Below are 26,897 nucleotides of genomic sequence, written 5' to 3' on the forward strand. Positions count from 1 at the left end.
TGTTTATAATGTTTTATTTTTTACTGCTGACTTCTGGCGTTATTTCTTTACCATTCAGCCACGGAACCGTCGGCGTGACGCCATAAAGGGTTTCGCCAGTCGGTAACGTTTTTACTGCGGGCAATCACCTGTTCTTCGTCAATTTCAACCCCAAGACCCGGTTTCATCAGCGGCAGGAAATAACCCCCATCCATTTTAAAGTCATCTTTATTTTTCACGAAATCGAGTAGCTCGGCACCTTTGTTATAGTGAATGCCCATACTTTGCTCCTGGAATACCGCGTTACGAGAAACAAAGTCGATGTGCAAACAGGCTGCCAGTGCAATCGGCCCCAGCGGGCAATGCGGTGCCAGAGAAACATCATAAGCCTCTGCCATACCGGCAATTTTGTAGCATTCCGTGATACCGCCCGCGTGAGAGAGATCCGGCTGTAGAATGGCGATCCCGCCAGCTTCCAGCACGCGCTTAAATTCAAAGCGAGAGAACATACGTTCCCCAGCCGCAATAGGAATATGCGTTTGTGCCGCCAGACGTGGGTAATATTCTGCCTGTTCCGCCAGAACGGGCTCTTCAATAAACAGAGGGCGATATGGCTCCAGCTCTTTAATTAATACTTTCGCCATCGGGGCGCTAACCCGCCCATGAAAATCGAGGCCAAATTCAATTTCATTGCCGAAGGCTTCACGAATTTGAGCCACGGTATTGACGGCGGCGTCAACGGCGCGGGAATTATCAATAATGCCCATTTCCTCGCAGCCATTTAACTTAAAAGTATCAAAGCCAATTTTGCGTAAAGACTTAATCCCGTCGATCACTTCCGCCGGACGGTCGCCGCCTACCCAGCTGTAGGCTTTAATTTTATCGCGCACCAGGCCGCCCATTAGCTGCCATACCGGCGCATTGAGCACCTTACCTTTAATATCCCAGAGAGCCTGATCGATCCCGGCAATAGCGCTCATCAGAATCGGGCCACCGCGATAGAACCCGCCGCGATACATCACCTGCCACAGGTCGTTAATGCGGGCCGGATCCTGGCCAATCAGGTATTCGCTTAGTTCATGCACCGCCGCCTCAACGCTGCGGGCGCGCCCCTCGATAACCGGTTCCCCCCAGCCCACTACGCCCTCATCAGTCTCAATTTTCAGGAACATCCAGCGGGGCGGTAAACGGTACGTCGTCAGTTTGGTAATTTTCATTGCACGGCCTCTTGATACGCTTTAACAAATGCTTTTGCCCTTTCTCTGGTGCGGCTAACCGGCTGCCCAGCGCGGTATAAATCACTGCCTAACCCAGCTCCGGCGCAGCCAGCCTGCAACCAGATGTGCAGGTTTTCCGGCGTGACACCCCCGACGGCAAACACCGGCACCTCCGGCGGAAGCACGGCTTTCAGCGCCTTGATGTAGTCCGGCCCGAAGGCAGAAGAAGGGAAAATTTTCAGCGTCTGCGCGCCCGCATCCAGCGCGGAAAAGGCTTCAGAGGCCGTCGCACAGCCCGCACAAACCGTCATACCGCTTGCCACGGCGCGGCGGATCACGTCGGGTTGTGTGTTCGGCGTAACCATCAACTTGCTGCCCATTGCCGCCAGCTCGTCTACCTGCTCCGTTTTCAGCACCGTGCCCGCCCCGATCAGCGCTTTATCGCCGAATTCAGTGACCATAGAGGCGATGCTTTGCTGCCACTGCGGTGAGTTGAGGGGAATTTCCACCGCATCAAACCCGGCGTCCAACAGCGCGATTACGTGCGCCTGAACCTCCTGCGGGGTGATGCCGCGTAAAATCGCGATCAGCGGAAGCTTAGTTTGCCACTGCATTTGCAATACTCCTTATTCCTGCCTGGAAAGCATTGTCGCCATCCACCACCTGGCTGCTAAAACCGAGCAGGGATAAGGCTGCCTGATAGCGAGCGCTAAGCGCGGGATTGGCCACAATGGTGACAGGCTGCCCGACCGGACAGGCGAAACGGCGCGTCATCGTCGCCACTTCGCTGCCAATCAACAGCCCGGAAAGGAAATCGCTTACCTGCTCTCGGGGTAGCTGCCCCAGCACGTGCGCGGCGCGTACCTCAAAGAGCTGAGGCAGCAGGTCGCCATCATTGATCCCGTGCTCAAGCCCGGCGTTAAACGCCTCAGGGCTGACCTGTTGTTCTGGCAGGCCGGTGCCAATCAGGGAGTGCTGAAGCAGCAGATGATGCAGTTCACCGGTTAATACGGTGCGGAAATCGAGTACCGATTCTTCATCCGTTTGCACCCATTTGCAGTGGGTGCCGGGCATAATATAAAGCGGAGCAGGCTGCAACGAGCGGGCACCCAGCAGCTGGGTTTCTTCGCCACGCATCACGTTTTGGTTATCTTCACGCTGCACGCATAGGCCAGGGATAATCCACACCTGCTCTGCCACAGCGGTCATTTTCTCGCCGAAAGTAGCAAAGCGAGCGGGGCAAGGCAGGTATGGAGCAATTTTCCAGCCCGCATTACTACCAACCATACCGGCCATCAGCACCGGCGTAGGCGTATCTCGCCAGCCTGAAACAATCTCGCTAAACACCGCCTCCGGGGACTTGCCGCCCAGGCGCGTCACGCCTGAAGTACTTTTGCGGCTGTCGATGCATTCCCCGTTCTGGTAGAGCCAGGCGCGAAGGTTGGTCGACCCCCAGTCAATGGCGATGTAGCGAGATGTCATGTAATGTCCTTTAGTCGTTTAGTGGAGCTGGCGATCATGGTGAGTGCCGCCTGCTCCGCTGCTGCGCTGTCTTGATGACGGATCGCGTCATACAGCGCTTTATGTTCCTGAAGGGTTCTCGGCATGTTGGCCTCATCGCCCATCCAGGTTCGCTCAAAAACGGCCCTCTGCAGGGAGCTGATAGCAATACTCAACTGCTGCAAAACCGGGTTATGTACGGACTCCAGCACCGCTTCGTGGTAGCGGATATCCGCCTCGTTAAACGCGTCACGATTCTGGTTATTCGCCACCATGTCGTTCAAAGCACCTTCTATCCGGGCCAGATCATTCGATGTCGCGCGCTCCGCCGCCCAGCGAGCAATGGCGGGTTCAACCAGATTTCGCACTTCACTCATCGCGGCGATGAGGCGCGGGTCGTAGTCGTTCGCCAGCACCCACTGCAGCACCTCGGTATCGAGATAGTTCCACTGGTTACGGGGCTGAACGAACGCGCCACGATAACGCTTCATTTCAATCAACCGCTTTGCCATCAACGAGCGAAACACTTCCCGAATGATGTTGCGCGAAGTTTCAAACTCTTCGCACAGATCGGCTTCGGCCGGTAATGCCGCTCCCGGCGCGTATTTACCACTAACGATTTGCTGGCCCAGCGTGACGATGATGCGGTCGGTTTTATTGAGGGTCATGACGGGTTCCTTGTTTACAAAGTCTTACCCGCTACTTTACCGCTCCCGCCGAATTTCACCGCATTTTTGAAGTACAAATGTGAAACCAGCCGCCGTTTCATGGCGCTCAATGTAGTACAATATATTCATGTTGTACTACAATATGGATCACATAATAGACAACCGATAAACGAAAAGATAAAAAAAAGCCCCGGCAGAGCCAGGGCAGCAAGCGCGAGAAGCGGTCGTTAATTCAGCACAAACTTCTCGATAGCGTAGGCCACGCCGTCTTCCAGGTTGGATTTGGTGACGAAGTTGCTGACGGCTTTCACTTTGTCGGTCGCGTTGTCCATCGCCACGCCCATTCCGGCGTATTCCAGCATTGCGATGTCGTTTTCCTGGTCGCCAATGGTCATCACTTCTTCCGGCTTAATGCCCAGCTTCTCCGCCAGTGACTTCACGCCGGTGCCTTTGTTGACGCGCTTGTCGAGGATTTCCAGGAAGTAAGGCGAGCTTTTCAGCAGCGTATAGCGCTCAAAGACGTCGGCCGGGATTCGGGTGATGGCCTCATCGAGAATAGCCGGTTCATCAATCATCATGACTTTCAGGAACTCGCCGTTTTTATCCATGTTTTCCGCTTCGCAGAACACCAAAGGAATACTGGCGATAAAGGACTCATGCACCGTGTAGTAGCTGATATCGCGGTTCGCGGTGTACAGGGTATGACGATCCAGCGCATGGAAGTGTGAGCCCACTTCGCGGGACAGGTTTTCCAGGAAACGATAATCGTCATAGTTCAGCGCCGTCTGGGCGACGGTGCTGCCGTCGCTTGCCTTCTGCACCAGCGCGCCGTTGTAAGTGATGCAGTAGTCGCCGGGCTTATCCATCTGCAGCTCACGCAGGTAGCTTTCAACGCCAGCAAACGGACGACCGGTACAGATCACGACGTTCACGCCGCGCTCCCGCGCCGCCGCAACGGCCTGTTTTACCGCCGGAGAGATAGTGTGGTCTGGCAGCAGCAGCGTGCCATCCATATCAATTGCAATCAGTTTTATGGTCATGAGATCTTCAGAGGTAATGGATTTACCTCATGCTAACGCGATTCCGCTCAAAAAACAGCAGCAAACTCCGGGGAAAAGGGGGATGAGAGGCGGCAGGCAAACTCCTCTTTTAAAAGCCCCGGACATACAGCCGGGGCCAACAAAAAGGTCAGCTGAACAACTTACCTTTCAACAGGTTAACGCCCGCGCTTAGCAGGTCGTTATGGGCTTCCGGCGTCACTTCACCGTTTGGCGACAGTGCGTCGATCACCTTCGGCAAATATTCCGCCAGTAAAGCGGAAGCCGAGCCGGTATCCACGCCCAGTTTTTCCCCCAGCGCCGCAACGGACGGTGAACCCAGCGCCTGGGTAATCTGATCGCCGCTCAGCGGCTGATTTGTACTGTTGCTGCTGAGCCACGAGGAGACGATTTCGCCTAAGCCGCCCTGACGCAGCTTGTCCAGCAGTGCCTGAATCCCGCCCTGCTGTTCTACCCAGCTTAGAATGGCCTGATATTTACCGGCGTCGCCGTTCAGCAGCGAGCCCGCAACCTGATCAAAAAGTCCCATGGGATTTGCCTCTGTGATGTAGAAATTCGACACCGGAAAGTATAGCGCCCATAAAAAAAGCCGTGCTAAAAGCACGGCTCCTGGATTAGAACGGATTTACCTTAGATATCGATGTTCGCCGCTTTCAGGGCGTTCTCTTCGATAAACGCACGACGTGGTTCAACCGCATCGCCCATCAGGGTGGTGAACAGCTGGTCCGCAGCAATCGCGTCTTTAACGGTCACGCGCAGCATGCGACGGCTGTCAGGATCCATGGTGGTTTCCCACAGCTGATCCGGGTTCATCTCGCCCAGGCCTTTATAGCGCTGGATTGCCAGACCACGGCGGGACTCTTTCTGCAGCCACTCCAGCGCCTGCTCGAAGCTGGTTACCGGCTGACGGCGTTCGCCGCGTTCGATAAACGCATCTTCTTCAATCAGGCCACGCAGCTTCTCACCGAGAGCGCAAAGACGGCCATATTCGCCCCCTTCCACAAACTCTTTTTCCAGCACGTAGTCAGTGTCCACGCCGTGAGTACGCACGCGTACAATCGGCTCAAACACGTTCAGCTCGCTGTTATGGTGAATATCGTATTTCCAGGTGCTGCCGTGCTGCTCTTTTTCGTTCAGCGTCACGGTCAGCGCAGAAATCCACTGCGTCACTTTCGCTTCGTCGGCCAGGTCGGCCACCTGCAGCGTTGGGTGATAAACCAGGTTGTTCAGCAGGTTGCGTGGATAACGGCGCTCCATGCGGCCAATCATTTTCTGCGCGGTGTTGTATTCCGCCACCAGCTTCTCGAGTGGTTCACCGGCCAGCGCAGGTGCACTTGCGTTGGTGTGCAGAGTCGCACCGTCAAGGGCGATAGCGATTTGGTACTGGTCCATCGCTTCATCGTCTTTGATGTACTGTTCTTGCTTGCCTTTCTTCACTTTGTACAGCGGCGGCTGTGCAATATAGACGTGGCCGCGCTCAACAATTTCAGGCATCTGACGGTAGAAGAAGGTCAGCAGCAGCGTACGAATGTGGGAACCATCGACGTCCGCATCGGTCATGATGATGATGCTGTGGTAGCGCAGCTTGTCCGGGTTGTATTCGTCACGGCCAATGCCGCAGCCCAGCGCGGTGATAAGCGTCGCCACTTCCTGAGAAGAGAGCATCTTGTCGAAGCGCGCCTTCTCAACGTTAAGGATTTTACCTTTCAGAGGCAGGATCGCCTGGTTCTTACGGTTACGCCCCTGTTTTGCAGAGCCGCCCGCAGAGTCCCCTTCCACAAGGTACAGTTCAGACAGCGCCGGGTCGCGCTCCTGGCAGTCCGCCAGCTTACCAGGCAGGCCAGCCAGGTCGAGCGCGCCTTTACGGCGGGTCATTTCACGTGCGCGACGTGCAGCTTCACGAGCGCGCGCCGCATCAATAATTTTGCCGACAACGATTTTCGCGTCAGACGGGTTTTCCAGCAGGTATTCGGCCAGCAGTTCGTTCATCTGCTGCTCAACTGCGGATTTCACTTCCGAAGAAACCAGCTTGTCTTTGGTCTGGGAAGAGAATTTTGGATCCGGCACTTTCACGGAAACTACGGCAATCAGGCCTTCACGCGCATCGTCACCGGTGGCGCTGACTTTGGCTTTTTTGCTGTAGCCTTCTTTGTCCATGTAGGCGTTCAGGGTACGGGTCATCGCCGCGCGGAAGCCCGCAAGGTGAGTCCCACCGTCGCGCTGAGGAATGTTGTTGGTAAAGCAGTAGATGTTTTCCTGGAAACCGTCGTTCCACTGCAGCGCCACTTCCACGCCGATACCGTCTTTTTCAGTGCTGAAATAGAACACGTTCGGGTGAATCGGGGTTTTGTTCTTGTTGAGATACTCAACAAACGCCTTGATACCGCCTTCGTAGTGGAAGTGATCCTGCTTGCCGTCGCGCTTGTCGATCAGGCGGATAGACACGCCAGAGTTCAGGAACGACAGCTCGCGCAGGCGCTTAGCCAGGATTTCGTATTCGAATTCGGTTACGTTGGTGAAGGTTTCATGGCTCGGCCAGAAACGCACCTGAGTCCCGGTCACATCGGCGTCACCGGTTACTGCCAGCGGAGCCTGAGGCTCACCGTGGATGTAGGTTTGCTGATGCACTTTACCTTCGCGGCGAATGACCAGCTCAAGCTTCTGGGACAGGGCGTTAACCACCGAGACGCCTACGCCGTGCAGGCCGCCGGACACCTTATAGGAGTTGTCATCAAACTTACCGCCAGCGTGCAGTACGGTCATGATAACCTGCGCGGCAGAAACACCCTCTTCCGGGTGAATACCGGTAGGAATACCACGGCCATCATCGGTTACCGAGACGGAGTTATCCGCGTGGATAGTGACCACGATGTCTTTACAGTGGCCCGCGAGCGCTTCGTCGATAGCGTTATCCACGACCTCAAATACCATGTGGTGCAGACCGGTGCCGTCATCCGTATCGCCGATATACATGCCCGGGCGCTTACGTACCGCATCCAGCCCCTTAAGGACTTTGATACTGGAGGAGTCATAAGAATTCGACATCAACGTTTCTCGCTCATTTAATCTTGGGTTAATCCGCTATTTTACCCTGATCCACGGCGAACATCTTTGAATTTTTGTCCGCCATATCCATCACATGTTCGGCGCTGATCGCGCTAACAAAAACTTGTGACTCCGTGGCCTTTAACCGGCTGGCCAACAGGCCGCGCCTGGCGTCATCCAGTTCAGAGGCAAAATCATCTATCAGATACAGGCAACGCCGCCCGTTCTGCCGGGTGAGAAACTCACCCTGCGCCAGTCGTAAGGCGCACATCAGTAATTTAAGCTGTCCGCGCGAGAGCGTGTCTTCCACCGGCGCCCCGTCGGCACGAATACGAAAATCCGCTTTATGTGGGCCGTGCGCGGTATAGGTCAGCATCCTGTCGCGTTCGAAATTGCGCTCCAGCACTTCGCTATAGTCGCTCTCTTTCTCCCAGCCGCGCTGGAAAGAGAAGCTCAGGGCAAATTCCGGTAAAAACTGTGCGCAGGTATCGGCCATATCTTCCGCAATGGCGGCGCTGTAGTCGGCGCGCCAGCGGCTGATTTGCTCGGCCAGCGGAATCAGCTCCTGATCCCACGGGCGCAGCTGCGCGTAGCGTGTCACCTGGCGCAACGCGGCGTTACGTTGCTTCAGCAGGCGTTTGAGGTTACTCCAGGCCACAAAAAAGCCAGGTTCATTGTGAAAGCAGCCCCAATCAAGGAAAGCTCTACGGTATTTGGGGCCGCCGCCCAGCAAAGTAAACCCCTCGGGGGTAATCAGCTGCATCGGCATCATCATCGCCAGTTCGGCGATTTTGTGGCCGTCGCTGCCGTCAATACGTACTTTGCTGTCGCCGGTGCGGTCTTTGGTCAGGCCGATTGAGGTTTCCCTTTCACCGTCCTGAAGCCGCCCGTGCAAAACAAAAGCGTCCTGCTCATGGCGGATCACGCGTTCAATTTTCAGGCTGCGAAAAGCACGACCGTGCCCGAGGGTATAAATCGCCTCAAGCACGCTGGTTTTGCCGCTGCCGTTAGCACCGACCAGAAAATTAAAGCCAGGAGAAAGAGCGAGATCCGCGTTTTCGATGTTGCGAAAGTCTTTAATCAGCAAACGCGTAAGTGACATCTACAGTCTCATTGGCATAACAACATAGGCCGCCGCCTGGCTGGCCGCGTCTTCAATCTGCACGCTGGAAACGGAGTCGGTCAGCAAAATGCGGACGTTCTCACACTTCAGGGCGTTCAGCACGTCCAGCACATAGCTGACGTTGAAGCCGATTTCCATCTCGGTACCGTCGTAGGAAACGTCCAGAATCTCTTCTGCTTCTTCCTGCTCGGGGTTGTTTGCCGTGATTTTCAGCTGGTTCTCGCTGACGAACAGGCGCACGCCGCGGAATTTCTCGTTCGACAGAATCGCCGCACGGGCAAACGCCTGCTTCAACAGGTCGCAGCCTGCATCGAGGTGTTTATCCGGGTTCTTCGGCAGCACGCGACGGTAGTCCGGGAAGCGGCCATCCACCAGCTTGGAGGTAAAGATGAAGTCGCCGACGTGAGCGCGAATGTTATTGCTGCCGATTTGTACGTGCAGCGGGGTCTCACCGCCGTCGAGCATACGCATCAGCTCAATCACACCTTTACGGGGCACGATAACCGAATGATTAGGCAAAGGTTGGCCAACCGGCATCGAACAAACCGCCAGGCGGTGGCCGTCCGTTGCGACGGTACGCAGGTCTTCGCCTTCGGTTTCGAACAGCATGCCGTTCAGGTAATAACGAACGTCCTGATGCGCCATAGAGAACTGGGTGGCTTCGATCAGGCGCTTCATGGTCGCCTGCGGCAGGGTAAACTCTACCTCGCTCTGCCAGTCGTCCAGGTTCGGGAAGTCTGCCGCCGGCAGCGTGGAAAGCGAAAAGCGGCTACGCCCGGAGCGAACCAGCATGCGGTCGCCCTCCAGCTGTACCGCAATTTCAGCCCCTTCCGGCAGGCCACGGCAGATATCGAAGAATTTACGTGCCGGTACGGTCGTAGCCCCAGGTTCATGAGGCTGTACCAGCGCCACGCGCGCCACCATCTCCATTTCCAGATCGGTACCGGTTAAAGAGAGTGCACCTTCAGCCACCTGCAGCAGCAGGTTGCCCAGGATAGGCAGAGTCGGGCGGCCTCCGAGGGGGCCACTTACCTGCTGCAGCGGTTTTAATAAATGTTCACGTTCAACGGTAAATTTCATAGCGTCACGAAGATAATGTTCTGATTAAATTGGAGAAATCTTCTTTAATATCGTGGCTTTCTTCACGCAGCTGCTCAATCTTGCGGCAGGCATGTAAAACCGTGGTGTGGTCGCGTCCACCAAAAGCATCGCCAATTTCCGGCAGGCTATGGTTGGTCAGCTCTTTTGCCAGCGCCATCGCCATCTGGCGCGGACGGGCAACGGAACGGGAGCGACGCTTGGACAGCAAGTCAGCGACCTTAATTTTATAATACTCGGCCACTGTTTTCTGAATATTATCGATGGTGACCAGCTTCTCCTGAAGCGCAAGCAGATCGCGCAGCGCTTCACGCACGAAGTCGATGGTAATCGCCCGCCCGGTGAAGTTGGCATTGGCAATCACGCGGTTCAGCGCCCCTTCCAGCTCGCGGACGTTGGAGCGCAGTCGCTTGGCAATAAAGAAGGCCACTTCGCCCGGCAGACGGATATCGTTCTCGTCGGCCTTTTTCATCAGGATCGCCACACGGGTTTCAAGCTCCGGCGGCTCGATCGCCACCGTCAGCCCCCAGCCGAAACGGGATTTCAAACGATCCTCCACGCCGTTGATCTCTTTTGGATAGCGATCCGACGTCAGAATGATCTGTTGATTCCCTTCCAGCAGGGCATTAAAGGTGTGGAAAAATTCTTCCTGTGAACGTTCTTTATTGGCAAAAAACTGGATGTCATCGATAAGCAGCGCATCCACCGAACGGTAGTAGCGTTTGAACTCTTCGATGGCGTTATTCTGCAGCGCTTTAACCATGTCCTGAACAAAACGCTCAGAGTGCATGTACACCACTTTGGCATTCGGCTTGCGGGCCATGATGCCGTTACCCACCGCATGTAAAAGGTGCGTTTTACCTAAACCGGTACCGCCATAAAGGAAGAGCGGGTTATACGCGCCGCCTGGGTTATCGGCCACCTGGCGTGCTGCCGCGCGAGCCAGCTGGTTCGATTTACCTTCAACGAAGTTATCGAAGGTGTGTTTCAGGTTAACGTTAGAACGGTAGGACGGCTCAGCAGGCGCAGGCATGTTATCCCAGCTTGGGCGCATCGGCGCTGCAGCGCGTGCAACCTGGGCAGGGGCCGCCGCGGTTGCCATAGCGGCAACGGGCTGAGTCACGGGTTTGCTGCCAACTTCGAAGCGTAATAAAGGTGCATCGCTGCCGCAAAAATCGTTGAGCAAACCATTGATATTATTTAAATATTTATCTCTCACCCAGTCGAGCACGAAACGATTAGGCGCGTACAAAGCCAGCGTGTTATCGCTCAGTTCCGCCTGTAGGGGGCGTATCCACATACTGAATTCTGTGGCTGGTAACTCATCCTGCAATCGGGCAAGACACTGCTGCCAAAGCGAAAGTGACACGGCGGACTCCACTCGAACAAAGTCGATAAAAAGACGAAGACTGAAAGTTATACATTCATGATTGTTGACACGCGCTCTCAGGCTGTGGGAGGCGCGCGAACCGCTATTTGCGGTTTCCCCGGTGAAGGCTGGATCACGATCGGGACCGCGGATCATAGCCTAAAGCGCGGCAGAGATCTTCTGTTTCTCACAGATTCTTCACGAATTATCCACAGGGAAGTTTTGAGCGGGTTAAGTGTAATCGATCCTGCCACACGTGCAGCGTATAACCGTCTCATATTGGAAAATTTAATGACTAGCGCACAAATATCGCTAAAGAGATCTGATGAAGATCCTCGTGGATCCTTGCGCTTTCACGGTAAGCCCGTATAATTCTCAACCCGTCGCGTAATGCCGCTGTCATTCAGCGGAGATCCGGGCCTCTTTCGGGGTCAAAAAGGGCGCAGCAGTAAGGGAATTGAATTGACTCCGGAGTGTACAATTATTACAATCCGGCCTCTTTAATCAGCCACACTGAAGCGTAAGTCGTTCGCAGACCCTGTTGGGCATTACGCAAATCCAGTGAAATTTAATAGTTTAGGTAGAAATCGCCATGAAACGCACTTTTCAACCGTCTGTACTGAAGCGCAACCGTTCTCACGGCTTCCGTGCTCGTATGGCTACTAAAAATGGTCGTCAGGTTCTGGCACGTCGTCGTGCTAAAGGCCGTTCTCGTCTGACCGTTTCTAAGTAATAAAAGCTAACCCCTGCGTGGTTAAGCTAGCTTTTCCCAGGGAGTTACGCTTGTTAACTCCCCATCATTTCACATTCGTCTTCCAGCAGCCACAACGGGCTGGCACGCCGCAAATCACCATTCTCGGCCGCCTTAATTCGCTGGGGCATCCCCGCATCGGTCTCACCGTCGCTAAAAAAAACGTAAAACGCGCCCACGAACGCAATCGGATTAAACGTCTGACGCGTGAAAGCTTCCGTCTGCGTCAGCACGAACTGCCAGCAATGGATTTCGTGGTAGTAGCGAAGAAAGGGGTTGCCGATCTGGATAACCAGGCTTTAACGGAAGCATTGGAAAAGTTATGGCGCCGCCATTGTCGCCAGGCTCGCGGGTCCTGATAGCCCTTATCAGGGTCTATCAACGCCTGATTAGTCCGCTTCTCGGGCCGCATTGCCGTTTCACCCCAACCTGTTCTCACTACGGAATTGAGGCCTTGCGCAGGTTTGGAGTGTTAAAAGGCAGTTGGTTAACGATGAAACGCGTACTAAAATGCCACCCTTTGAACCCTGGTGGAGACGATCCCGTTCCGCCCGGACCTTTTGATACCAGAGAACACTAACGATGGATTCGCAACGCAATCTTTTTCTCATCGCTTTGTTGTTCGTGTCTTTCATGATCTGGCAAGCCTGGGAGCAGGACCACGCTCCTCAACCTCAGGTGCAGCAGACCACGCAGACCACGAACAGCCAGGGTAACGCCGCTAACCAGGGTGTGCCGGCCAGTGGCCAGGGAAAACTCATTACGGTTAAAACTGACGTTCTTGAACTGACCATCAACACCCGCGGTGGTGATGTAGAACAAGCGCTGTTGCCAACCTACCCGAAAGAGCTGAAATCCTCAGAGCCGTTCCAACTGCTGGAAACCACGCCTGAATTTATCTACCAGGCGCAGAGCGGCCTGACCGGTCGTGATGGCCCGGATAACCCGGCGAACGGCGATCGTCCACTGTATAACGTCACTGCCGATACCTTCGCGCTGGCGGATGGCCAGAACGAACTGGTTGTGCCGATGACGTTTACCGACGCGGCAGGCAACACCTTCACCAAGACCTTCACCCTGAAACGCGGTGAGTTCTCTGTCGGTGTGGACTACAACGTGAAGAACGTGGGCGAGAAACCGCTGGAGCTGGCGACCTTTGGTCAGCTGAAGCAGTCCATCAACCTGCCTTCTCATCGTGATACCGGCAGCAGCAACTTTGCGCTGCATACCTTCCGCGGTGCGGCTTACTCCACCCCGGACGCGAAATACGAAAAAGTTAAGTTCGACAACATCGCTGATGGTGAAAACCTGAACGTTAGCGCCAACAGCGGTTGGGTGGCGATGCTGCAGCAGTACTTTGCTACCGCATGGGTGCCACATACTCAGGGCGCGAACAACTTCTACACCACCAAGCTGAACAACGATATTGCGGCGATTGGCTATAAATCTGCTTCGCAGGTAGTCCAGCCAGGCCAGACCGCTCAGATGGGCAGCACCCTATGGGTAGGTCCAGAGATTCAGGACAAAATGGCAGCCGTTGCGCCACACCTTGACCTGACCGTAGATTACGGCTGGCTGTGGTTCATCTCCCAGCCACTGTTTAAGCTGCTGAAATTTATCCACAGCTTCATCGGTAACTGGGGCTTCTCAATTATCGTTATCACCTTTATCGTTCGTGGCATCATGTACCCGCTGACCAAAGCGCAGTACACCTCGATGGCCAAAATGCGTATGCTGCAGCCAAAACTGGCGGCCATGCGTGAGCGTATCGGTGACGACAAGCAGCGTATGAGTCAGGAAATGATGGCGCTGTACAAAGCTGAGAAGGTTAACCCGCTGGGCGGCTGCTTCCCGCTGATTATCCAGATGCCAATCTTCCTGGCGCTGTACTACATGCTGATGGGCTCCGTTGAACTGCGCCACGCGCCGTTTGCACTGTGGATCCACGACCTGTCTGCACAGGACCCGTACTACATCCTGCCGATTCTGATGGGCGCCACGATGTTCTTCATCCAGAAGATGTCGCCGACCACCGTAACCGACCCGATGCAGCAGAAGATCATGACCTTTATGCCGGTCATCTTCACCGTGTTCTTCCTGTGGTTCCCGTCAGGTCTGGTGCTGTACTATATCGTCAGCAACCTGGTGACCATCCTTCAGCAGCAGCTGATTTATCGCGGTCTGGAAAAGCGTGGCCTGCATAGCCGCGACAAGAAAAAGACCTGATAATATTTGGCGTTAAGCTTACGAAAGGCGGTCGATTGACCGCCTTTTTCTTTTTGATTCAAGGTCTGAGATAAACGATGAGCAATCATGACACTATCATTGCCCAGGCTACTCCGCCGGGGCGTGGCGGCGTAGGCATCCTGCGTATTTCCGGCCGACAGGCGCGCGAGGTCGCAGAGGCGGTGCTCGGTAAGCTGCCGAAGCCGCGCTACGCGGATTACCTTCCCTTTCGCGATGCCGACGGCAGCGCGCTGGATCAGGGCATTGCGCTGTGGTTTCCTGGCCCGAATTCCTTTACCGGTGAAGATGTTCTCGAACTGCAGGGGCACGGCGGCCCGGTCATCCTCGACCTGCTGCTAAAACGCATTCTGGCGCTGCCGGGTTTACGCATCGCCAACCCCGGTGAGTTTTCAGAACGCGCTTTCCTGAACGATAAGCTCGACCTGGCGCAGGCAGAGGCGATTGCCGACCTGATCGATGCCAGTTCCGAGCAGGCCGCTCGCTCAGCGCTTAATTCGCTGCAGGGGGCTTTCTCCGCGCGTATTAACCATCTGGTAGAAGCGCTGACTCACCTGCGTATATACGTGGAAGCGGCTATCGATTTCCCGGATGAAGAGATCGACTTCCTCTCCGACGGTAAAATCGAAGCCCAGCTGCATCGGGTCATTGGCGATCTTGACGCGGTACGCGCCGAAGCCCGCCAGGGCAGCCTGCTGCGTGAAGGCATGAAAGTGGTTATTGCCGGGCGTCCAAACGCCGGTAAATCCAGCCTGTTGAATGCGCTGGCCGGGCGTGAAGCGGCTATCGTCACCGATATCGCCGGCACCACGCGTGACGTCCTGCGCGAACATATCCACATCGACGGGATGCCGCTGCATATCATCGATACCGCGGGCCTGCGCGAAGCCAGCGATGAAGTTGAACGCATCGGGATTGAACGCGCCTGGAAAGAGATTGAGCAGGCGGATCGCGTGTTGTTCATGGTGGACGGCACCACCACCGACGCCGTTGACCCGGCGGCGATTTGGCCTGATTTCATCGCTCGTCTGCCGGAGCGTTTGCCGATTACCGTGGTGCGCAATAAAGCGGACGTCACCAGCGAAACGCTTGGCCTGAGCGAAGTAAATGGTCACTCACTTGTTCGTCTTTCCGCCCGAACCGGGGAAGGTGTCGACGTGCTGCGCGCGCATCTGAAAGAGAGCATGGGCTTCGAAACGAATATGGAAGGCGGCTTCCTCGCCCGCCGCCGTCACCTGCAGGCGCTTGAGCAAGCGGCTGAACACCTGCAACAGGGCAAAGCCCAGCTGCTGGGTGCCTGGGCCGGAGAATTGCTGGCAGAAGAGCTGCGCCTGGCGCAGCAGAACTTAAGTGAAATCACCGGCGAATTTAGCTCTGACGACCTGTTAGGGCGCATCTTCTCGAGCTTCTGTATCGGGAAATAACCCCTTACCGCCGCCCCGCGTCACACTTCAGAATGCGGGGCATTTTCCTCATATTTAAAATACTTCATCATTTCAAGACGATGTCTTCAGAACGACATTTTTAAGTGCTCCACTTACGCAAACCACTAAGAATTTTCCCAGGATTGAATATATAATATATTGCTCAAAAAATAGTTCATGCTATTGAAGAGCATCAATGACAGCGCAGTGAGCCAGAGACTACTCTTCGATCCCTGACAAGATTCAGGATCGGACGCGGAGCGCTGTTTCAGCCACCCGAAACAGCATGACATCGACTGACCATTATCAAGGAGCGACAAATGGCGACGCATTTTGCAAGATGGGCTCTGAACCCTCCCAACCTCACTTCACCCCGACTGAACGACGAAATTCTTAACGCCGCCAGCCTGATGCCAGAACATCGCCGCACGCGCTATCTCGCGTCGCGTACGCTGGTCGCAGAGATGATGTTTATGCTGTACGGCACCCAGCGCCTGCCGCAAATCATTACGTCTACCGCAGGTCGCCCGCACTTTGCCGACGCAGAACTGCCGGATTTCAGCATCGCCTACGCCGGTAACATGGTGGGCGTGCTGCTGGCAACCGAAGGGCGCTGCGGGCTGGACATGGAGCTTCGCCGCAGTTTCCAGGCCCCGTCCCCGGTTGTGCCACCGTCTCAGTCCAGCAGCAGCGAAATGACCTGGATCAATAACCAAAACGATCCCAACGAAGCCAGAACCCAGCTGCATACGCTGCGGCGCAGCGTCCTGAAACTAACGGACAATCCCCAGACCAGCCTCAGCACACTACAATTATTGCCAGGCTCTGGTCGTCTGCGCGTCATAAACGAGCCGCATATTGAAGCTATCAGCGATGCGGAAGATATCCTCATCTGGGGCTGTGCCGTGGCGCCAGGCGTGGAGCGCCTGAAGCTGTGGGAATTCGACGGCCAACAGGGCTGGAACGCCCTGCCGGATGCCGAAGCTCGCAGCCGAAGCGTTCAGGCGCGCATCATTCGCCTGACGGGTATATCATCAGAGGCAGCAACGCCGCATAACACATTTTCCCGAACGTCCTGACACATAAAGGAGTACCAATGTCTGATTCGTTGAAGATAGTGACTTTACTGGGGAGCCTGCGTAAGGGTTCATTTAACGCGATGGTCGCCCGTACGCTGCCGAACATCGCCCCGGCAGGCATGCAGATAGATGCCCTGCCTTCCATCGGCGATATCCCGCTGTACGATGCCGACATCCAGCAAGAAGACGGTTTCCCGCAGAGCGTGGAAGCCATTGCCGCACAAATCCGCCAGGCTGATGGCGTGGTGATTGTGACGCCGGAATACAACTATTCCGTGCCGGGTGGCCTGAAAAACGCCATCGACTGGCTTTCTCGCCTGCCTGAACAGCCGCTCGCCGGCAAGCCAGTGCTGATTCAAACCAGCTCCATGGGCGCTATCGGCGGCGCGCGCTGCCAGTATCACCTGCGCCAGATCCTCGTTTTCCTGGACGCGATGGTGATGAACAAGCCTGAGTTTATGGGCGGCGTGATTCAGAACAAAGTTGACCCGCAGAGCGGCGAAGTGGTCGATCAAAGCACGCTTGACCATCTGACCGGGCAGCTCACCGCCTTTGGCGATTATATCAAGCGCGTTAAAGCCTGATTCCAGGCCAAAAAAAACGCCAGTCACATGACTGGCGTTGTTGTTTTTAGCGTCTGGCTTTAATCAACGAACACAATTTTCAGCACAAACAGCAGCGCCACGATGATCACGCACGGGCTCAGCTCGCGCCAGCGGCCGGTGCCCAACTTCATGACACAGTAGGAAATAAAGCCCAGCGCAATACCTTCAGTAATCGAGAAGCTGAACGGCATCATCACCGCGGTAACAAACGCCGGTACCGCTTCGGTCAGGTCATCCCACTTCACGCGGGCCAGGCTGGAGGTCATCAGCACGCCAACGTAAATCAGCGCCCCGGCGGCCGCATACGCAGGCACCATGCCCGCCAGCGGTGACAGGAAGATAACCAGCAGGAACAGCAGGCCAACCACAATCGCGGTCAGGCCGGTGCGGCCCCCGACGGAAACGCCGGATGAGCTTTCGATGTAGGCAGTAACGGAAGAAGTCCCGAAGAACGAGCCGGTCACGGAAGAGATACTGTCCACGAACAGCGCCTGCTTCATGCGCGGGAACTTGCCCTTCTCGTCGGTTAACCCGGCTTTATCCGTGACGCCAATCAGGGTGCCGGAGGAGTCAAACAGGTTCACCAGCATGAAGGAGAAGATGACGCCCGCAAGGCCCAAATTCAGAGACCCGGCTAAATCCACCTGCCCGACAACGCTGCTCACACTCGGCGGCGCAGACACGATGCCGTGGTACTGCACGTCGCCCAGCAGCCAGCCCAGCAGCGTGGTTACCACGATAGAAACCAGCACTGCCGCGTGAATATTACGGGAAGCGAGAATCGCAATGATAAAGAAGCCCAACGCCCCCAGCAGCACGCTGTGGGAAGTCAGGTTCCCGATACTGACCAGCGTCTCTTTGTTGGCCACGATGATCCCGGCATTTTTCAGCCCCATCATGCCGATAAACAGGCCGATACCGCTGGTAATGCCGACGCGCAGGCCAAGCGGGATATTCGCAATCATCCAGTAGCGAACGCGGAAGATGGTCAGCAGCAGCAGGCCCACGGCGCCCCAGAAAATCGCGCCCATGCCGACTTGCCAGGACAGGCCCATCGCGCCGACTACCACGAAGGCGAAAAAGGCATTCAGGCCCATAGCCGGTGCCAGTGCCACCGGCAGGTTGGCAAAAATCCCCATCAGGATGCTGCCAAAGGCGGCTATCAGGCAGGTGGTGACGAATACCGCCTGGGTATCCATCCCGGCAGCGCCAAGGATCTGCGGGTTAACAAAAACAATGTACACCATCGTCAGGAAGGTGGTGAACCCGGCGATCACCTCGGTGCGGGCGTTAGTACCGTGTTCGCGTAATTTGAACGCGCGTTCGAGCAGCCCCGGGGTTGTTTCCGGAGTGGACTGTGGTTGGCTCATTATCGGTTTCCGAACTAAAAGAGGAAAAAATACGCCGCTATCCTATACCAAAATTGGCGGGGGATAACGCAAATCATCCACTTTTTTCGCTGAAATTACCGCAACGGGATCGATTGCGTTGCGCAAAAAGCATAGAGTAAACGTTAAACCAAAGAGAAAGGAAACGGCATGTCCCGGATAGAAGCGGTGTTTTTTGACTGCGATGGAACGCTGGTCGACAGCGAGGTCATCTGCTCCAAAGCCTACGTACATATGTTTGCGCAATATGGCATTCAACTTGCGCTCGAAGATGTCTTCAAGACTTTCAAAGGCGTCAAACTCTACGAAATTATCGACACCATCAACGCTGAGTACGGCACCAGCCTGCCTAAGCTCGAGCTGGAAGTGATCTACCGCGCCGAAGTTGCCCGCCTGTTTGACAGCGAACTTCAGGCCATCGCCGGGGCGAACACGCTGCTGGCGCAAATCAATAAGCCGATGTGCGTGGTATCCAACGGCCCGGTCAGCAAAATGCAGCACTCTCTCGGCAAGACCGGAATGCTCGGCTACTTCCCGGATGCCCTGTACAGCAGCTACGACATTCAGCGCTGGAAGCCGGACCCGGCCCTGATGTTCCACGCGGCGGAACAGATGAACATGGACGTAGAGCGCTGCATTCTGGTGGATGATTCTATGGCAGGTGCGCAGTCGGGCATTGCGGCAGGCATGGAGGTGTTTTACTTCTGTGCCGATCCGCATAACAAGCCGATCGACCATCCGAAGGTGACGACGTTTACCGATTTGGCTGAGTTACCGGGCTTGTGGAAAGCGCGCGGCTGGGAAATTACGGCGTAGAAGTTGCCCCTCACCCCGGCCCTCTGCCCCAAGGGGCGAGGGGGAAATACCCCCTTCCTTCTGGCTGCTCGATTGCACGAAAGCAGACGGCGGTCGATCTCCTCTCCCTTTTAGGGAGAGGGTTAGGGTGAGGGTCACCTACCGGGAGCGGTCAAAAAACTAAAGGAACATCCCGCCGGAAACCTCAATCCGCTGCGCGTTCATCCAGCCCGTTTCATCACTAAGAATCGCCGCAATCGCATCGCCGATATCGTCCGGCTGACCTACACGCCCTAATGCGGTTTGTGCTGCAATCGCCTTCGAAACATGTTCGTTGTCGCGCACAATACCGCCGCTGAAATCGGTGACAATAGCGCCTGGTGCAATAATATTCACCGCAATCCCACGCGATCCCAGCTCTTTGGCCTGGTACTTGGTCAGCACTTCCATCGCCCCTTTCATCGTGGCGTAGGCGGCTTTACCCGGCAGCGAGAAGCGGGTCAGGCCGGTGGAAACATTCAGAATGCGGCCGCCGTCTTTAATCAGTGGCAGCAGGCCCTGAGTCAGGAAAAAAGGCCCTTTAAGATGGATGTTCATTATTTCATCGAACTGCGCTTCGGTGGTCTCGGCAAACGATGCTTCAAGACCTATCCCGGCATTGTTCAATAAATAATCAAACGTGTCCCGCTGCCAGACCTTGCGCAACGTTTCTTTCACCTGCTCAACAAATCCAGCGAAGGTAGAAGAATCGCCGACGTTGAGCTGGATTGCCGCCGCTTTCACGCCTTTTTGCTCAATTTCGCGCACAACATCTTCGGCTTCCTGGCGCTGGCTATTATAGGTCAGCAGAATACCGATTCCGCGTGCAGCCAGCTTCAGCGCTGCGTTTTTGCCTAAACCACGGCTGCCGCCGGTCACTAAAGCGATACGTTGACTCATGATAAACCCCTTATTTGGCTGTCAGGACATTGAGATACAGCTTATTAGCTGATACAAAATCAATAAATATGGCCAAATGCGCCTCACTGTTTCATCTTCAGCAACAATGTGGTGATAAGATGGATAAAATACACGCAATGCAGCTTTTCGTGCGGGTTGCGGAGCTGGAGAGCTTTACCCGCGCCGCGGACACGCTTGGGCTGCCGAAGGGCAGCGTTTCTCGTCAGGTCCAGGCGCTGGAAACCTCACTCGGCACACGCCTGCTGCACCGCACCACTCGCCGGGTTCAGCTCACCCAGGACGGCATGGTCTATTACGAACGCTGCCGCGACCTGTTAACTAACCTCGATGAACTCGACGGCCTGTTCCAGACCGATCCCGCCAGCGTCAGCGGGCGCATCAGGGTCGATATGCCCGTTACGCTGGCGCGCGGCTTGATCATCCCGAAACTGCCGGGATTTCTGCAGCAATATCCAGGCATAGAGCTAGAGCTTAGCAGCAGCGACAGAATGGTGGATGTCGTCCGGGAAGGGTTTGACTGCGTGGTGCGCGTGGGTCACCTCAAAGACTCAGGTCTGGTAGCCAGGCCGCTGGGGAAATTCACCATGATCAACTGCGCCAGCCCCGACTACCTCAGCCGCTTTGGCTATCCCGAAAGCCTGGACGACCTGGCTTCGCATGCCCTGGTGCATTACGCCCAAAATCTCGGCACCCGCCCACAAGGCTTTGAAGTCTGGCTGGATAAAACAACGCAGTGGGTGAAAACCGGTGGCCTAATCACCGTCAACAGCACGGAAACTTACCAGGCCGCCTGTGTCGCCGGGTTGGGGATCATTCAGGTACCTCGCGTGGGCGTGAAAACCCAGCTCAAAGAGGGCACTCTGGTGGAAATTTTGCCTCAGTACCGCGCCGAGCCGATGCCGATTTCGCTGCTTTATCCGCATCGCCGCAACCTCTCCCGGCGAGTGCATTTATTTATGGAATGGCTCACTGACGTACTCAAAGCCTATGTTGATTAGCGTTATGGCTATAATTTCCTTAAGATCCTGCCACAGCAAAAGGAAAATTGACCCGATGACGACGCCGGATAACCGCGAAAAACGCCCAACCCACGAGCTCGAGTATGAGCCTGTTGTCCCTATCGAAACCCAGCAGGATGAAGCCCCAGGCGAGCCCGCAGAGAATGAACCGCTGGTGAAACTTAAAACCAGTAACGCCGCGGTGAACAGCACCATATCCGCGGTCAACAAAACGGTCAGGCAGCCGATGGTTGCCCACCTGCTCCGCGCCGCAGAACGCTTTAACGACCGGCTGGGGAATCAGTTTGGCGCCGCCATTACCTACTTCTCGTTTCTGTCACTGATCCCCATCATGATGGTGGCCTTCGCGGCAGGCGGCTACGTGCTCGCCTCGCACCCGACGCTGCTCGAAGACATTTTTGCCAAAATCCTTGAGAACGTCAGCGACCCGACGCTTGCCGCCACGCTGAAAAATACCATCAATACCGCGGTTCAGCAGCGCACCACCGTTGGCCTGGTCGGGCTGCTGATTGCGCTCTACTCCGGCATTAACTGGATGGGCAACCTGCGTGAAGCGGTGCGCGCTCAGTCGCGGGATAAGTGGGAACGCAGCCCGCAGGATCAGGAAAAATTCTGGGTAAAATACCTGCGTGACTTTATCTCATTAATTGGCTTACTGATTGCACTTATCGTGACGCTGTCGATCACTTCGATTTCCGGCTCGGCCCAGACGCTGCTGATCGGCCTGCTGCACCTGGGCGATATCGAATGGCTGAAGCCGGTCTGGCATCTGGTCGGCCTGGCGATTTCTATTTTTGCCAACTATCTGCTGTTCTTCTGGATCTTCTGGCGTCTGCCGCGCCATCGCCCACGCCGCAAGGCGCTGATTCGCGGCACGCTGATTGCGGCCATCGGCTTTGAGGTGATTAAAATCATCATGACCTATAGCCTGCCAAAGCTCGTCAGCTCGCCTTCCGGGGCCGCTTTTGGCTCGGTGCTGGGGCTGATGGCCTTCTTCTACTTCTTCGCCCGCCTGACGCTGTTCTGCGCGGCCTGGATTGCCACCGCAGAATACAAAGACGACCCGAGGATGCCGGGAAAAACGCATAAATAATCCTGTCATGATTTCCGGTCAGGATAGGTGGCCTGCCGACCTTCAGGTTAGCAGGTCCACTTGTCTAAACCTCCGACCAGAGAACATGCCATGACAACTGCCTCCGTACCCAAACTCCAGAAAACCGTTATCGACCCCAGCGTTCGCCTGCGCGAAACACACATCGGCGAACAGTGTGAAGTACTCGCCAACAGCGTACTGGAATACAGCACCCTCGGCGACTTCTCCTACCTCGGGGAACACTGCTGCGTGGCCGACAGCGAGATCGGTAAATTCACCGCCATTGCCAACCACGTTCGACTTGGCGCCCCCAATCACCCGATGGATCGCCCGTCACAGCACCGCTTTACCTACTGCCCCGAGTACTACGCCACTGATGTTGGCCGGGATACCTCATTCTTTGCGCATCGCCGCGAGGACCGGGTGATAATTGGTAACGACGTGTGGATTGGCCACGGTGTTATCGTCCTGCCCGGCGTGACAGTAGGTGACGGCGCTGTACTGGCCGCGGGCGCGGTGGTCAGCAAAGATGTGCCGCCGTACACCATCGTTGGCGGCGTGCCAGCGAAACCTATTCGCAGCCGTTTCCCGCAGGAGGTGGCTGAAAGCCTGGGGCGCATCGCCTGGTGGGACTGGCCGCTGGAGAAATTAATGGCGCACCTGCCGGAATTTCAGTCCGGTGAGATAGCCAGTTTTTGCGCTCGCTGGGACAAGCCGACCAACTCAGCAGATAAATCTAACTGGTAACTTTTATTTAACCTAAAACCAGTTTTATTCTCTATTTTGAAAATTTTGTGAAGCATTTCATAGAAGGTTACGAGCAGGCTTAAAAATTATCCACTTAATGCGCGTTTTTTGAGCCATTTCGCCCGGTGCGGCGCGTTGAAATGCTTCTTTTGCTATGCGTAAATGGACTTTCGTTCGCCATAAATAAGAAAAATCTATGCAAGCATCCGTTGCCACAACTCTCGATACCGGGGCTGACGCTACGCCCGTAAACTCACGCGGAAAAGTCGTTGTTGCTTCGCTGGTCGGCACGGCCATCGAATTCTTCGACTTCTATATCTATGCCACCGCGGCGGTGATTGTCTTCCCGCACATCTTCTTCCCGCAGGGTGACCCGACGGCTGCCACGCTACAGTCTCTCGCCACTTTTGCCATCGCCTTTGTGGCTCGTCCGATTGGTTCAGCGCTATTCGGCCACTTCGGTGACCGCGTCGGTCGCAAAGTCACGCTGGTCGCTTCCCTGCTCACGATGGGGATCTCGACCGTCGTCATCGGCCTGCTGCCGGGCTATGCCAGCATCGGTATCTTCGCCCCGCTTCTGCTGGCGCTGGCCCGTTTTGGCCAGGGTCTTGGCCTGGGCGGTGAATGGGGTGGCGCGGCATTGCTGGCCACGGAGAACGCCCCGCCGCGCAAACGCGCGCTGTACGGCTCATTCCCGCAGTTGGGCGCGCCGATAGGCTTCTTCTTCGCCAACGGCACCTTCCTGCTGCTTTCATGGCTGTTGACCGACGAACAGTTCATGTCCTGGGGCTGGCGCGTGCCGTTCATTCTCTCTGCGGTTCTGGTCATTATCGGGCTTTATGTCCGCGTTTCGCTGCATGAAACGCCAGTATTCGCGAAGATTGCCAAAGCCGGGAAGCAGGTTAAAGTCCCGCTGGGCACGCTGCTGACCAAACATTTGAAGGCGACGATCCTCGGCACCTTCATCATGCTGGCGACTTATACGCTGTTCTATATCATGACGGTCTATTCCATGACCTTCAGCACCGCGCCCGTTCCGGCGGGACTGGGCTTCTCGCGCAATGAGGTGCTGTGGATGCTGATGATGGCGGTGATTGGCTTTGGCGTGATGGTGCCGATTGCGGGCTATCTGGCGGATGCTTTTGGCCGCCGCAAGAGCATGATTGTGATCACCAGCCTGATGATTCTGTTTGCGCTGTTCGTCTTCCCGCCGCTGCTGGGTTCCGGGAACCAGGCGCTGGTGATGGCCTACCTGCTGATTGGCCTGAGCCTGATGGGGCTGACCTTTGGCCCGATGGGTGCGCTGCTGCCGGAGATGTTCCCGACGGAAGTCCGCTATACCGGCGCGTCATTCTCTTACAACGTCGCGTCCATTCTTGGCGCGTCCGTCGCACCGTATATCGCCACCTGGCTGCAGGCTAATTATGGCCTGTTCTATGTCGGGGTTTATCTGGCGGCGATGTCTGCGCTGACGCTGATTGCGCTGTTGCTGAGTAAAGAGACCCGCCACCAGTCGCTGTAATTTCTACCCTCACCCTAACCCTCTCCCTAAAAGGGAGAGGGGACAAAATGAGAAATCTGGCTAAAAGGGAGAGGAAATGTCAGTTTTGCTTTCTCTTTTCCCCCTCGTCCCTCCGGGGAAAGGGCCGAGGTGAGGGGCAGCCTTACTTCTTCATCTGCCCCAAAATCGTCCGGCACTGATTATCACTTCCTTCAGAAGGCGAGATCAGCGCGGCCAGCGCCGCCGCCGGAGTGACCAGCGTGGCAAGCGCCGCAGCCACTGCGCCACGAATAATCAATGGCCCCGGCTTCACGCCCGCATCCGGGCTCTTGAACGTGCCGCGCACATAGAGCGGAGAACGCAGAGTGATAATACGAATCCCTTTGCTCTCCGGATCGATGGTCAGATCCAGACGTTCGCTGGCAAAATTTGTGCTGCCGGTGACGTTAATAAGCGCGTTTTCAGTATCAAAGGCAAAAATTCTCGGCGTCGCAATTCCGTTGCGTAAATCCAGGTTCGCAGCGGCGCAGTTGATCCGCACCTCATCATCGCCAAAAATCTTGCCGACAATGTAGTTGCCCACGTTAAGGCCAACGATTTCCATCAGGTTACGACTGATAAGCCCGTCGTTCATCAACAGCTTCAGGCTGCCGTTACTGGTGCCCATCAGCGCCGCGACTGAGTTACCGCGTCCGCTCAGATTGGCGTCGCCGTTCAGTTCGCCCAGCGTTTTCTGCATCGACTCAACCTTCGGCATAAGCTGCTTCAGCTGCAGACGACGCGCCTGAATATCCGCTTTCCCCTGCATCGGCTTTTTATCGCCCTCAAGGTGGATGTTGGCATTGATGGAGCCGCCCGCCATGCCGAATTTCAGCGGCTGCAGGCGCAGGTCAGCGTTATTCAGGATCACGTGGGTGGTGAGGTCGCTCAGCGGCAGTGTGCCGCTGTGTTCAATGCGCTGCCCTTTAAAGCGCACATCGGCGTCCATCACGTTCCATTTGTCCGTTTCAAAGCGATCGTAAGGCAGCACTTTATCGGCTGGCTGCACCGTCCTGTCGCCACGCTGCTGTCTGGCTTTTTTCGTCTTTTCGGCATCCTTTCCGGAATCAACGCCAATCAGCGGCCCTAAATCGGCCAGCCGCAGCTGTTTAGAGACTAAATCGCCCTCAAGTTTAGGCCGCGGTTTACCCTGGCTGTAGGTCAGGGAACCGTGGATATCGCTGTCGCCAATGCGCCCGTTAAAATCCTGATAGCGGAAGACCGAGCCTTTATCCGTGTCGATTTTTGCCAGCAGATGACCGTCCGTTTCAAACGGAGGCGTATCCGGCAGCAGCACGCCGGTCAGCGCGTAAAGATTCCCGAGGGAATCGCCGGAGAACTTGAGCCTGAGATCGACGCCTCCCATTTTCATCGGGTCGTTAACTGTGCCAACGAAGGCCACTCGCGATGTCCCCGAACGCACGTCTGCCTGCACCGGGAATGCGCTATCGCCTTCGCTACGCAGCGCCAGCATACCGCCAATTTTACCGCTGCCCTCCACCGGCTGGCCGTTGTAGCGGCCATTCACTTTCAGGCCGAAAACGTAATCTGCCGCTTTCACCGCATCTTTGCCCTGTGGCTTTTGGCCGGACACTTCGCTAAACGGCAGCGGTTTACCCAAAGGATCAACCAGGATCGTTAGCGCCGCCCTGGTCACTTTATCGTCCACGGCGATCCGCCCTTTATCGAACAGGATATTGTCGAGTCGGAAGGACCAGCCGGAGGGTTTTTGATTGGGATCGCTGCCGCCTGCACTGGAAAGGTTAAAGGTCCAGTTATTGTTTTTGTCCGACAGCCGGATAATACGGACATCCGGCTCAACCAGGCGAAGCCAGGGGATATAAACCGTTTTGGTTAACAGCGAAAGCGGGGCGAGCGTTGCCTCGACGCTGGGCAGATGAACCATGGTGACTTCGGGGATGTCAGGTGGGTTACCAAGCAGGATATCTTCGGCATGAACGTGTGGCCACGGCACCCAGCTGCGCCAGCCGGGCTCGTCTTTATTTCGTGCCCAAACCACCCCTAAATCGCCGCGAATGGCAAAGGGGCGGTTCAGCTCTGTCGAGACTTTTTGGTTGATGGTTGGTTTCAGCCGGTTCCAGTCAAACGTGGCGATCGCCACGATCGCTACGACAACCAACAACAAGAAAATCCCGGCGACTGTGCTGCTAATTTTACCCGTTTTTGTCATCCTT

General features: G+C 55.8%; 25 protein-coding genes. 12 read left to right on the top strand and 13 right to left on the bottom strand.

Features of this window, described 5'->3' with window-relative positions:
- Positions 1-47: 47 nt before the first annotated feature.
- From dgoD to dnaA, 10 genes are all read right to left on the bottom strand, one after another.
- Positions 48-1,196, bottom strand: a complete 1,149-nt coding sequence (dgoD, locus tag F3J28_RS18960) for a galactonate dehydratase (protein ID WP_166878756.1) — start codon at positions 1,194-1,196, stop codon at positions 48-50.
- The gene (locus F3J28_RS18965; protein ID WP_166878757.1) at positions 1,193-1,810 is read right to left on the bottom strand and encodes a 2-dehydro-3-deoxy-6-phosphogalactonate aldolase; all 618 of its coding nucleotides are present in this window, start codon (positions 1,808-1,810) and stop codon (positions 1,193-1,195) included. The genes dgoD and F3J28_RS18965 overlap by 4 nt, the downstream gene beginning before the upstream one ends.
- Positions 1,794-2,678, bottom strand: a complete 885-nt coding sequence (locus F3J28_RS18970; protein ID WP_166878760.1) for a 2-dehydro-3-deoxygalactonokinase — start codon at positions 2,676-2,678, stop codon at positions 1,794-1,796. The genes F3J28_RS18965 and F3J28_RS18970 overlap by 17 nt, the downstream gene beginning before the upstream one ends.
- The gene (dgoR, locus tag F3J28_RS18975; protein ID WP_045784359.1) at positions 2,675-3,364 is read right to left on the bottom strand and encodes a D-galactonate utilization transcriptional regulator DgoR; all 690 of its coding nucleotides are present in this window, start codon (positions 3,362-3,364) and stop codon (positions 2,675-2,677) included. The genes F3J28_RS18970 and dgoR overlap by 4 nt, the downstream gene beginning before the upstream one ends.
- A gap of 227 nt (positions 3,365-3,591) precedes the next feature.
- The gene (gene yidA / locus F3J28_RS18980) at positions 3,592-4,404 is read right to left on the bottom strand and encodes a sugar-phosphatase (protein ID WP_008460655.1); all 813 of its coding nucleotides are present in this window, start codon (positions 4,402-4,404) and stop codon (positions 3,592-3,594) included.
- A gap of 148 nt (positions 4,405-4,552) precedes the next feature.
- Positions 4,553-4,951, bottom strand: coding sequence for a YidB family protein (locus F3J28_RS18985; protein ID WP_166878764.1), 399 nt, complete (start codon positions 4,949-4,951; stop codon positions 4,553-4,555).
- Between the two features lie 101 nt (positions 4,952-5,052).
- Entirely contained in the window at positions 5,053-7,467 is a 2,415-nt protein-coding gene (gene gyrB / locus F3J28_RS18990; protein WP_008460653.1) for a DNA topoisomerase (ATP-hydrolyzing) subunit B, read from the bottom strand.
- Between the two features lie 28 nt (positions 7,468-7,495).
- Complete coding sequence (recF, locus tag F3J28_RS18995) at positions 7,496-8,569, bottom strand: DNA replication/repair protein RecF (protein WP_039298758.1); 1,074 nt, start codon at positions 8,567-8,569, stop codon at positions 7,496-7,498.
- Complete coding sequence (gene dnaN, locus F3J28_RS19000; RefSeq protein ID WP_008460651.1) at positions 8,570-9,670, bottom strand: DNA polymerase III subunit beta; 1,101 nt, start codon at positions 9,668-9,670, stop codon at positions 8,570-8,572.
- 4 nt (positions 9,671-9,674) lie between these two features.
- Positions 9,675-11,057: a chromosomal replication initiator protein DnaA gene (gene dnaA, locus F3J28_RS19005; protein WP_008460649.1), complete on the bottom strand. Its 1,383-nt coding sequence runs from the start codon at positions 11,055-11,057 to the stop codon at positions 9,675-9,677.
- A 592-nt stretch (positions 11,058-11,649) separates the two neighbouring features.
- Between dnaA and rpmH the strand changes: the two genes are divergently transcribed.
- The 7 genes from rpmH (at position 11,650) to F3J28_RS19040 (ending at position 17,139) form a co-directional block, all read left to right on the top strand.
- Positions 11,650-11,790: a 50S ribosomal protein L34 gene (gene rpmH / locus F3J28_RS19010; RefSeq protein ID WP_003849659.1), complete on the top strand. Its 141-nt coding sequence runs from the start codon at positions 11,650-11,652 to the stop codon at positions 11,788-11,790.
- A 17-nt stretch (positions 11,791-11,807) separates the two neighbouring features.
- The gene (gene rnpA / locus F3J28_RS19015) at positions 11,808-12,167 is read left to right on the top strand and encodes a ribonuclease P protein component (RefSeq protein ID WP_166878767.1); all 360 of its coding nucleotides are present in this window, start codon (positions 11,808-11,810) and stop codon (positions 12,165-12,167) included.
- Positions 12,131-12,388: a membrane protein insertion efficiency factor YidD gene (gene yidD, locus F3J28_RS19020; RefSeq protein WP_071530513.1), complete on the top strand. Its 258-nt coding sequence runs from the start codon at positions 12,131-12,133 to the stop codon at positions 12,386-12,388. Before rnpA ends, yidD begins: the two co-directional genes overlap by 37 nt.
- A gap of 2 nt (positions 12,389-12,390) precedes the next feature.
- Positions 12,391-14,034: a membrane protein insertase YidC gene (gene yidC, locus F3J28_RS19025; protein WP_166878770.1), complete on the top strand. Its 1,644-nt coding sequence runs from the start codon at positions 12,391-12,393 to the stop codon at positions 14,032-14,034.
- A gap of 77 nt (positions 14,035-14,111) precedes the next feature.
- Entirely contained in the window at positions 14,112-15,476 is a 1,365-nt protein-coding gene (mnmE, locus tag F3J28_RS19030; RefSeq protein ID WP_166878772.1) for a tRNA uridine-5-carboxymethylaminomethyl(34) synthesis GTPase MnmE, read from the top strand.
- Between the two features lie 320 nt (positions 15,477-15,796).
- On the top strand, positions 15,797-16,555 hold the full coding sequence (locus F3J28_RS19035) for a 4'-phosphopantetheinyl transferase family protein (RefSeq protein ID WP_166878775.1): 759 nt from the start codon (positions 15,797-15,799) through the stop codon (positions 16,553-16,555).
- Positions 16,556-16,572: 17 nt separating this feature from the next.
- Complete coding sequence (locus F3J28_RS19040) at positions 16,573-17,139, top strand: NADPH-dependent FMN reductase (RefSeq protein WP_008460636.1); 567 nt, start codon at positions 16,573-16,575, stop codon at positions 17,137-17,139.
- Positions 17,140-17,198: 59 nt separating this feature from the next.
- On the opposite strand, the gene F3J28_RS19045 is transcribed toward F3J28_RS19040, so the two are convergent.
- On the bottom strand, positions 17,199-18,530 hold the full coding sequence (locus tag F3J28_RS19045; RefSeq protein ID WP_039288928.1) for an NCS2 family permease: 1,332 nt from the start codon (positions 18,528-18,530) through the stop codon (positions 17,199-17,201).
- A 168-nt stretch (positions 18,531-18,698) separates the two neighbouring features.
- Here F3J28_RS19045 and yieH point away from each other — a divergent pair, with 168 nt between their 5' ends.
- Positions 18,699-19,364 (top strand): 6-phosphogluconate phosphatase, encoded by a 666-nt coding sequence (gene yieH, locus F3J28_RS19050; protein ID WP_166878777.1) that lies wholly within the window; start codon positions 18,699-18,701, stop codon positions 19,362-19,364.
- Between the two features lie 159 nt (positions 19,365-19,523).
- On the opposite strand, the gene F3J28_RS19055 is transcribed toward yieH, so the two are convergent.
- Entirely contained in the window at positions 19,524-20,282 is a 759-nt protein-coding gene (locus tag F3J28_RS19055; protein ID WP_166878780.1) for an SDR family NAD(P)-dependent oxidoreductase, read from the bottom strand.
- A 119-nt stretch (positions 20,283-20,401) separates the two neighbouring features.
- On the opposite strand from F3J28_RS19055, the gene F3J28_RS19060 reads away from it, so the two are divergent.
- The 4 genes from F3J28_RS19060 (at position 20,402) to F3J28_RS19075 (ending at position 24,684) form a co-directional block, all read left to right on the top strand.
- Entirely contained in the window at positions 20,402-21,301 is a 900-nt protein-coding gene (locus F3J28_RS19060) for a LysR family transcriptional regulator (RefSeq protein ID WP_166878783.1), read from the top strand.
- Positions 21,302-21,356: 55 nt separating this feature from the next.
- Complete coding sequence (yhjD, locus tag F3J28_RS19065) at positions 21,357-22,415, top strand: inner membrane protein YhjD (protein ID WP_166878786.1); 1,059 nt, start codon at positions 21,357-21,359, stop codon at positions 22,413-22,415.
- 90 nt (positions 22,416-22,505) lie between these two features.
- The gene (locus tag F3J28_RS19070) at positions 22,506-23,162 is read left to right on the top strand and encodes a DapH/DapD/GlmU-related protein (protein ID WP_008460624.1); all 657 of its coding nucleotides are present in this window, start codon (positions 22,506-22,508) and stop codon (positions 23,160-23,162) included.
- Between the two features lie 196 nt (positions 23,163-23,358).
- Positions 23,359-24,684 carry an MFS transporter gene (locus F3J28_RS19075; protein ID WP_039288941.1) on the top strand — a complete coding sequence of 442 codons (1,326 nt, stop codon included), beginning with the start codon at positions 23,359-23,361 and terminating at the stop codon, positions 24,682-24,684.
- A gap of 142 nt (positions 24,685-24,826) precedes the next feature.
- Here F3J28_RS19075 and F3J28_RS19080 read toward each other — a convergent pair whose 3' ends face one another.
- On the bottom strand, positions 24,827-26,893 hold the full coding sequence (locus F3J28_RS19080; protein WP_166878789.1) for an AsmA family protein: 2,067 nt from the start codon (positions 26,891-26,893) through the stop codon (positions 24,827-24,829).
- Between the last annotated feature and the right edge of the window lie 4 nt (positions 26,894-26,897).

The organism is Enterobacter sp. Ap-1006 (assembly GCF_011752835.1).
Classification (GTDB): Bacteria; Pseudomonadota; Gammaproteobacteria; order Enterobacterales; family Enterobacteriaceae; genus Cedecea.

What these genes read in the sequence shown, in the direction of transcription:
- dgoD (WP_166878756.1), bottom strand. Translation starts at nt 1,196, where the DNA reads ATGAAAATTACCAAACTGACGACGTACCGTTTACCGCCCCGCTGGATG.
- F3J28_RS18965 (WP_166878757.1), bottom strand. Translation starts at nt 1,810, where the DNA reads ATGCAGTGGCAAACTAAGCTTCCGCTGATCGCGATTTTACGCGGCATC.
- F3J28_RS18970 (WP_166878760.1), bottom strand. Translation starts at nt 2,678, where the DNA reads ATGACATCTCGCTACATCGCCATTGACTGGGGGTCGACCAACCTTCGC.
- dgoR (WP_045784359.1), bottom strand. Translation starts at nt 3,364, where the DNA reads ATGACCCTCAATAAAACCGACCGCATCATCGTCACGCTGGGCCAGCAA.
- yidA (WP_008460655.1), bottom strand. Translation starts at nt 4,404, where the DNA reads ATGACCATAAAACTGATTGCAATTGATATGGATGGCACGCTGCTGCTG.
- F3J28_RS18985 (WP_166878764.1), bottom strand. Translation starts at nt 4,951, where the DNA reads ATGGGACTTTTTGATCAGGTTGCGGGCTCGCTGCTGAACGGCGACGCC.
- gyrB (WP_008460653.1), bottom strand. Translation starts at nt 7,467, where the DNA reads ATGTCGAATTCTTATGACTCCTCCAGTATCAAAGTCCTTAAGGGGCTG.
- recF (WP_039298758.1), bottom strand. Translation starts at nt 8,569, where the DNA reads ATGTCACTTACGCGTTTGCTGATTAAAGACTTTCGCAACATCGAAAAC.
- dnaN (WP_008460651.1), bottom strand. Translation starts at nt 9,670, where the DNA reads ATGAAATTTACCGTTGAACGTGAACATTTATTAAAACCGCTGCAGCAG.
- rpmH (WP_003849659.1), top strand. Translation starts at nt 11,650, where the DNA reads ATGAAACGCACTTTTCAACCGTCTGTACTGAAGCGCAACCGTTCTCAC.
- yidD (WP_071530513.1), top strand. Translation starts at nt 12,131, where the DNA reads ATGGCGCCGCCATTGTCGCCAGGCTCGCGGGTCCTGATAGCCCTTATC.
- yidC (WP_166878770.1), top strand. Translation starts at nt 12,391, where the DNA reads ATGGATTCGCAACGCAATCTTTTTCTCATCGCTTTGTTGTTCGTGTCT.
- mnmE (WP_166878772.1), top strand. Translation starts at nt 14,112, where the DNA reads ATGAGCAATCATGACACTATCATTGCCCAGGCTACTCCGCCGGGGCGT.
- F3J28_RS19035 (WP_166878775.1), top strand. Translation starts at nt 15,797, where the DNA reads ATGGCGACGCATTTTGCAAGATGGGCTCTGAACCCTCCCAACCTCACT.
- F3J28_RS19040 (WP_008460636.1), top strand. Translation starts at nt 16,573, where the DNA reads ATGTCTGATTCGTTGAAGATAGTGACTTTACTGGGGAGCCTGCGTAAG.
- F3J28_RS19045 (WP_039288928.1), bottom strand. Translation starts at nt 18,530, where the DNA reads ATGAGCCAACCACAGTCCACTCCGGAAACAACCCCGGGGCTGCTCGAA.
- yieH (WP_166878777.1), top strand. Translation starts at nt 18,699, where the DNA reads ATGTCCCGGATAGAAGCGGTGTTTTTTGACTGCGATGGAACGCTGGTC.
- F3J28_RS19055 (WP_166878780.1), bottom strand. Translation starts at nt 20,282, where the DNA reads ATGAGTCAACGTATCGCTTTAGTGACCGGCGGCAGCCGTGGTTTAGGC.
- F3J28_RS19060 (WP_166878783.1), top strand. Translation starts at nt 20,402, where the DNA reads ATGGATAAAATACACGCAATGCAGCTTTTCGTGCGGGTTGCGGAGCTG.
- yhjD (WP_166878786.1), top strand. Translation starts at nt 21,357, where the DNA reads ATGACGACGCCGGATAACCGCGAAAAACGCCCAACCCACGAGCTCGAG.
- F3J28_RS19070 (WP_008460624.1), top strand. Translation starts at nt 22,506, where the DNA reads ATGACAACTGCCTCCGTACCCAAACTCCAGAAAACCGTTATCGACCCC.
- F3J28_RS19075 (WP_039288941.1), top strand. Translation starts at nt 23,359, where the DNA reads ATGCAAGCATCCGTTGCCACAACTCTCGATACCGGGGCTGACGCTACG.
- F3J28_RS19080 (WP_166878789.1), bottom strand. Translation starts at nt 26,893, where the DNA reads ATGACAAAAACGGGTAAAATTAGCAGCACAGTCGCCGGGATTTTCTTG.